Origin of the sequence: Paraburkholderia gardini, from assembly GCF_907164545.1 — a bacterium.
Taxonomy (GTDB): Bacteria; Pseudomonadota; Gammaproteobacteria; order Burkholderiales; family Burkholderiaceae; genus Paraburkholderia; species Paraburkholderia gardini.
In genome coordinates, this window is sequence record NZ_CAJQZB010000055.1 from 25028 (window position 1) to 31683 (window position 6656).

The window sequence follows — 6656 nt, forward strand, 5'->3', positions numbered from 1 at the left end:
ACGCACGCCCGTCAGGTCAGCCGCAGCGGTTCGATCATCAACTTTTCTTCGTCGAGCCGGATCTGCACCGGCTTGCCCAGCACATCCGCGGGAAGCGGGTTCTCGGTCGTCCGGTAGATGCCCGCGATCGAGATGAGTTCCGGCTCGAGACACGTGCAGAAAATGCGCGCGTCGTGATTGCCCTGCACGCCGGCGAGTGCCCGGCCGCGCAGCGGCGCATAGATATGGATGTTGCCTTCCGCGATCACTTCCGCGCCGTAGCTCACGAGGCCCAGCACGACGAGATCACCCTTCGCGTAAATCCGCTGGCCCGAACGCAACGGCTTTTCGATCACCAGCGTCTGTGCCGAGGTCGCCACACGCACCGGCTCGGCGGGTTGCGTGGCGGACGTTGTCGCGGCTTCGGCCGTCGCGCCGGCAGGCGTTTCTACTGCGCCCGGCGCCGCCTGCGCATCGCTTCCGGCTTCGCCCGATGCTTCGCTGTCAGCCTTCGAAGCGGCACCGCGCCGGTCGCGCGCTTCGAGGAACGGCAAACCGGCTCCGGCAGCCCACGTCTGCTGCGCGGCATCGGCGACGATGCCGATCGGGCGCATGCGCACGCTGTCGAGCAACTGCGCGATGTCGGCGAGCGGCACGCGTTCTTCGGCGGCAAGCCGGCGCACGTCGATCGCGACGGTGTCGTTGGCGAAGAATTCCGGGGTCGCCTCGAAGCGCCGGGTCAGTTCGGCACGGATTGCGTCGAGGTCGGTTGTCTTGACCACGAACAGCAGCGTGTCGACAGAACCACTGCGCAGTTCAAAAAAAGGCGATTTCCTTGGCGTCATGGCGTTCGGTAAAAAATTTTGCGTATTTTACAGGCGTCCACGCACACAGCCAGGTTTTTTGGCGATAAAGGACGCGAGACGGGAGAAAAAGAAGATGCAGCAAACGCCGCAGCGACGGGGATGAAGCCTGAACGGCGGCGGCGCCCGGCAGCACCACCGGACAGATCATGGCGCTGGGGGCTCCGCTACCGGCGGCACGTGACGCACCAGCAGGGTTTCCCACGCGTCCGCCGTGCGGGTGTGCTCACCGGTCGGACCGAAGCCGAGGCGCTCGTAAAAGCGCATTGCGGTGCGGTTCGCGTCGGCCACCCACGCGTAGATTTCCCGCACGCCCTGGCTCGCGATCCATTCGCTCGCGGTATTCACGAGCAGCTCCCCGCCACGCAGATGCCGTACAGCGGGCGCCACCCACAGCTCGCGCACGAATGCGCGACGCAGTGCCGATTCCTCGAAACACGCGCCGATCAGACCAGCCGGATGGCCTTCCGTATAGAGAATGAAGGAAGTGGCCTCGTCGGAGGATGCGTGGCGAGCCGCCGTGGCATCGAACGAGGTGACATCGGCGAGGAGCGCGTCTTCGAGCGTTTCGCCAAATGCGTAAGGCGCCTCACGCAGCGACGCTGTGCGAAGCTCGCGGAAAACGGCGCCCTGGTCGGCAGCAATACGGCGAACGGTCAGTGACGGACTCATGCAGACGAAAACCCCTTGGAGCGCTAACGCGTAGCTTTAACCGAACCGGCGCGTGAGTCAAATCCTTATTTTCACGACGCGTGCGGCCGGTGACGCAAATCCAGGCACGCAGCGGCGGTTCAGGGCGCCTCGTAAGCGCCCGTGCCATCCGGCCAGGGCGTCAGCAGTTCGAACCCGTCGTCGGTGACGGCGATCATGTGCTCCCATTGCGCCGACAGCGAGCGGTCCTTCGTGACCACCGTCCAGCCGTCGCGCATCACACTGGTGCCGGCGCGGCCCGCGTTGACCATCGGCTCGATCGTGAACACCATGCCCGGCTTCAGGCGCGTGCCCTGCCCCGGCTGACCGTAGTGCAGCACCTGTGGATCTTCGTGATAGACCTTGCCGATGCCGTGACCGCAGTAATCGCGCACGATCGAAAAACCCTTGCGCTGCGCGGTCTGCTGGATCGCATGACCGACGTCGCCGAGCGTCGCGCCCGGCTTCACCTGACGAATACCCGCGATCATCGCTTCATAGGTTGTATCGATCAGCTCGCGCGCGACCGGGCTCGGTTCGCCCACGCAGTACATGCGGCTCGTGTCGCCGAAATAGCCGTCCTTGATGATTGCGACGTCGATGTTGACGATATCGCCGTCTTTCAGCACTTCGCCGCGGTCTGGAATGCCGTGGCACACGACCGAATTGACCGACGTGCAGACCGTCTTCGGAAAGCCCATATAGCCGACGTTGGCGGGAATGACCTTCAACGTGTTGACGATGAAGTCGTTGCACAGCGCATCGAGGTGATCCGTCGACACGCCGGCTTTCACGTGTTCGCCGATCATCGCGAGAACGTCCGCCGCGAGACGGCCTGAAATACGCAGCCGGGCGATGTCGTCAGGAGTCTTGCAGGTGATGGCCATGGTTCGCGCGTTCCATTCAATGCAGGACAGCGGGCACGTCATGAACCTGCGCGTTGCGCCGCGCCCGCGGCGCCTTCGCAACCGGCAGACCTGACCTGAAAACGCCGCCGCCCAGGTTGTCGATCGGACAATTGTACAGATGATGCGAATTTCACATCCGGCACGGCCGTGTCGCGAAGTATCGTACGGCAGGCACTCCGTCTGAAAAACGCGCATTCAATCAGGTATCCGGATCATTTATTTACACTGTGCGCGCGCACAACGCAATTAACCAGGCCTTCGCGCATCCACCACGGCGCGCTTACATCTGCGCGAGCTTCTCCAGTGCGCGCTGCCATACCTGCTGCGCGCGCAGTCCGGTGAGTTCACGCCAGTGTGCGTCGGCGGGATAGAAATGTTCGAGCATCGCAGCCTTGATCCGGCGACCGGTCGCGTCGAGCGGATCGCCGTGCAGATGAAGCCAGTGATCGTCGCGCAGGATCGCATGACCGACGTGCCCATCATAGGTCCCGCACTCGATGACGAACTGCATCAGGTTCACATCGTGCAGCTGATCAAGCAGCGCCTGTGACGTGTAGCCCGTCGCGGTCGCCGCGACGCCGGTGTCGGACGTGGCGTCGGCGGCCGTGATGATCGTGTGCAGCCAGGGGCCGTAGACCGATTGCGCCATCGCGTGCGCAGGGTAGCTGCGCTCCGCGATCGTCATCAGCAGCGGATAGCCGAACGGGCCCGCGCCCGTGTGCAGATCGAAGCTCATCGCCACGCCGGCGCCCGCGACGTGTTCGGCCATGATCGCGCGCACGGTGCGATTGGTCCACGTGGCCGACTTGCCGCCGAAGAACAGCCCGTTGCCATGCACATACTGCCCGGCTTCGACGATGTTCATCATCGGCGTGTGGCCGAGATTGCGCGCGTGCGTGGCGAACAGCTCGTCCGCGGCGCGACGGCCCGGGCCGTCGAGATCTTTCGCCAGATAGATTTCATGCAGCGTTTCGTACGCGGCGTTAGCCGGCAGCGGGCCGTCGAAGTTGACGTAGTTGCGGTTCACGTCGACGTTGTCTTCGTTCACGCGGCGCATCCACGCCGTGCCCCACGGATTGACGAGATGCACGAGCACCACCGACACATCCCGCGGCAGGTCACGGCCACGCAGATCGTGCAGCAGACGGATCTGGCATTCCGAGCCGTAATAGCCCTCGATGCCGTGCGTGCCCGAAATCGCGACGAGGCGCTTCGGCGCGTTGCGATCGCCGAGCACCGCGACATCGGTGGCGAGCGCTTCGCCGCGCGGTCCCTTCAGCGGGTGCGGATATTCAAAGTGTTCGCCGCCCGCGTCGGCGACCGCCTGCACGAACCGCTGGCGCTGGTCTTCATAACTGGGGGATTCGATGAAAGCGGAGGTCATGACAGGTCCCGAAACGTAGGCGAAAACGAAATGATGCCGTGCGCGGCGTATGAAAGCGAGCCTTTGTGGGTGGTTGCCGTGCGTTGCCCGTACGTTGTGGTGCCGGACCTTACGCTCGCCTGATGGCTGCGCCGCTGTCGCTGCGGGCTTTGTCTGCTGATGTCCGTCGATCGCCGGGGCCAGCGCCGCTACCGCCACTCCCGCCGCTAGTCTGCCGCCGGCCAGGGCAGCCGGTCGAGCGACCAGTCCAGTTCGACGCCCACTACGCAGCGTCCCTGCTCCGTCGGCACCGCGATGGTCACGGCGATGCACGGCCGGCCGCTCGCGAGCGAGAGATACGGGCTGCTCGTCACCGGCACGCCCGGGCGCAGCACCGCGTTCCTGAAATACGGCCGATGATCCCACCGCGCATCGCGCGGATTCGCGACGGGCTGCAGCGAATCTCCCGCTTTCGCCGACGCCATGCCGTTCACCTCGAGCCCGATCTGGCGGCCGCTTTCGTCGAGAATGAAACAGCTGATGCACAGTTCGAACGTCGCGAGCGGTGCGAATGCCTCTTCGAGCGGCACGCCGCCCGAGTAAGCCTGCGCCGCAAGATCGAGCGCAAGACGATACGGATGCAACTCCAGTTCGAACCGCGCGTGCTGATGCGCACGACCCTCGGCGAGCACGTCGAACGCGTGATCGATGCGGCGGTTCACCGGCTCCGGTGGCGTGATCGTCGCGGCAGGCCGGCCGAGCAGATAGCCCTGCGCGAAGTCCACGTTCGATTCGACGGCGAGAATCAGTTCGTCCGTCGTCTCCACGCCTTCGACGACAACCAGCATGCCCGCCTGATGCAGCAGGGAGACCAGTTTCGGCAGGATGGGCTGCTGCGCGCCGGGGCTCGTCGCGCGGATCAGCTCGCCATCGAGCTTCACGAGATCCGGGCGGATCTGGAACAGGCGGTCCAGATTCGAGTGCCCGGCACCGAAATCGTCGACCGCGATCAGAAAGCCGTGTTCGCGGTACTGCGCCGCCGCGCGCGACAGATCGTCGACGCTGCCGCCGTGCGACTCCAGCAACTCCAGCACGACGCGCTCAGGGCTAAGCCCGACCGAACGCGCGAAACCGGCGAGTTGATCCGCGTAGCCTTCCGCGACGAACGAAACAGGCAGGATGTTGAGAAACACCCACACATCGTCGGGAATCACGCGTGCGGCGTTGGCAAGATGCAGCGCATGACTCACCCGGTCCAGGTCGCTCTCGCTGGTGAATGGTTTGGGGGCGAACAGGATGGCCGGCGCGATGACCGAACCGTCGTCGCGCTCGCCGCGCAGCAGCGCCTCGAAGCCGACCTGCTTCTGATGCGAAAGACTGTAGAGCGGCTGGAAATGCGACGTCAGATAGTGATCGTCCCACGGCTGACGGAGCGGTTCACGCCGTGAGGCGCCGCTTGCGTGCGCGTCGCTGTCCGGCAGCTGCAATGGCTTGAGCCGCGCGGCGTCATCCGCCGCGGCCCGTTCGGCGCACACGCGATTGCGGCCCGAATGCTTCGCGCGCAGCAGCGCTTCGTCGGCACGATCCAGCAGCGACATGAAGCTTTCGCCCGCGCGATATTCCGCGACGCCGAAACTTGCCGTCAACGCGCCGTCGGGGCGCGCGATGCCCGAGATCGCGACGCGCAGCGTCTCGGCGAACCCAACCGCGCTGCGCAACCCGCCACGCCGCAGCAACGCGAACTCCTCGCCCCCGATACGGCTGACGTTGTCGTCCGCGCTGGTCTGCGCTTTCAGGATCTGCGCGACCTCATGGAGCATCTGGTCGCCGACCGAGTGACCGAAGCGGTCGTTCAACGACTTGAAGTAATCGATATCGACGAAAATCGCGCTGAATTTCGCGCTCCCGTCGGGCGTCGACAGCAGCGTCTCCGCGCCTTCCTTGAACGCGCGACGGTTTTGCAGACCGGTCAGCGGATCGGTGGCGGCGAGCTGCACGAGCCGGTCTTCGAGCAGGAAATGATTGCGTCGCAGCCAGTAGAAGCAGCCGTGCAAGACTGCCGCCGACAGCACGCTGATCCCGATCCACATCCAGCAAACGAGATGCGCCCCGCGCGTTTCGTGGACGTTCAGCAGAACCGGCAGCCCGGCCGCGTAAAAAGCGACGGTGCCGAAGAGAAATTGCGTGGGCGTGAGCCACAGCGGCGCCGCGCCCATCACGACCATCACCATCGCTGGAAGCGCCCACAGCAGCGGCGACGCGACACCGCTGACGTTGAGCGCGATGCCGGCCTGCAACGTCAGCACGTATGCGACGCCGATGGCGCCACAAGCCCACGGGGTCTTCGCGCGCGGCATCGCCATGGCGAGCAGCGCGAGGCACAGTCCACAGGCGAGCCGGTACTGCAATCCGGGCATCGGACCGACGACGACACTGCGCGTTGCCACAAACGACAGGTACGCCACGACGGCAAACGCCATCGTGATCGCGGAGAGCGGACGCTGGTGTTCCAGCGAACGCAGATGAAACCGGCGAAGAAAGCCGGCATCAGTAGTCTGTCGCGTGGTGGAGGAAAGCATATCGATGAGAATCAGGCCGGTTCCGGTCACTCTGCCACTGTTTAACGGCAAAAAATCGCCAGGGTTGAGCGAATAAGCCTGTGAGGCGCGACGGCGCTCGATGACGCCGCGCAGTGGTGCCTGGTCCACACGCGGGAGCATTGTGATGCGATAAAAAATCGCGCAGCAATCGGCATAGGGGACGGCCACGAGGCCGTACCCCTGCCACACCACCCGGCATGCGGGTCCGCACCGGGCGGTTCGGGAAGTTGAGGTTATGAGAGTCGGGGTACAC

6 protein-coding genes are annotated in these 6656 nt (G+C 64.8%); all 6 read right to left on the reverse strand.

From position 1 onward, the window contains the following. Nucleotides 1-11: 11 nt before the first annotated feature. The 6 genes from minC to LPA37_RS26385 all read right to left on the reverse strand — a co-directional run bounded on the left by minC (nucleotide 12) and on the right by LPA37_RS26385 (nucleotide 6382). Nucleotides 12-824, reverse strand: coding sequence for a septum site-determining protein MinC (gene minC / locus LPA37_RS26360; protein WP_229014113.1), 813 nt, complete (start codon nucleotides 822-824; stop codon nucleotides 12-14). Then, nucleotides 796-993, reverse strand: coding sequence for a hypothetical protein (locus tag LPA37_RS26365; protein ID WP_229014114.1), 198 nt, complete (start codon nucleotides 991-993; stop codon nucleotides 796-798). Before LPA37_RS26365 ends, minC begins: the two co-directional genes overlap by 29 nt. Then, nucleotides 990-1514: a GNAT family N-acetyltransferase gene (locus LPA37_RS26370; protein ID WP_228983887.1), complete on the reverse strand. Its 525-nt coding sequence runs from the start codon at nucleotides 1512-1514 to the stop codon at nucleotides 990-992. Before LPA37_RS26370 ends, LPA37_RS26365 begins: the two co-directional genes overlap by 4 nt. 119 nt (nucleotides 1515-1633) lie before the next feature. After that, complete coding sequence (gene map, locus LPA37_RS26375; RefSeq protein WP_228983885.1) at nucleotides 1634-2419, reverse strand: type I methionyl aminopeptidase; 786 nt, start codon at nucleotides 2417-2419, stop codon at nucleotides 1634-1636. 301 nt (nucleotides 2420-2720) lie between these two features. Then, a complete protein-coding gene (locus LPA37_RS26380) occupies nucleotides 2721-3824 on the reverse strand; it encodes a DUF2817 domain-containing protein (protein ID WP_229014115.1) in 1104 nt (367 codons plus the stop codon). A gap of 206 nt (nucleotides 3825-4030) precedes the next feature. Next, nucleotides 4031-6382 (reverse strand): bifunctional diguanylate cyclase/phosphodiesterase, encoded by a 2352-nt coding sequence (locus LPA37_RS26385; RefSeq protein ID WP_229014116.1) that lies wholly within the window; start codon nucleotides 6380-6382, stop codon nucleotides 4031-4033. Nucleotides 6383-6656 lie beyond the last annotated feature (274 nt).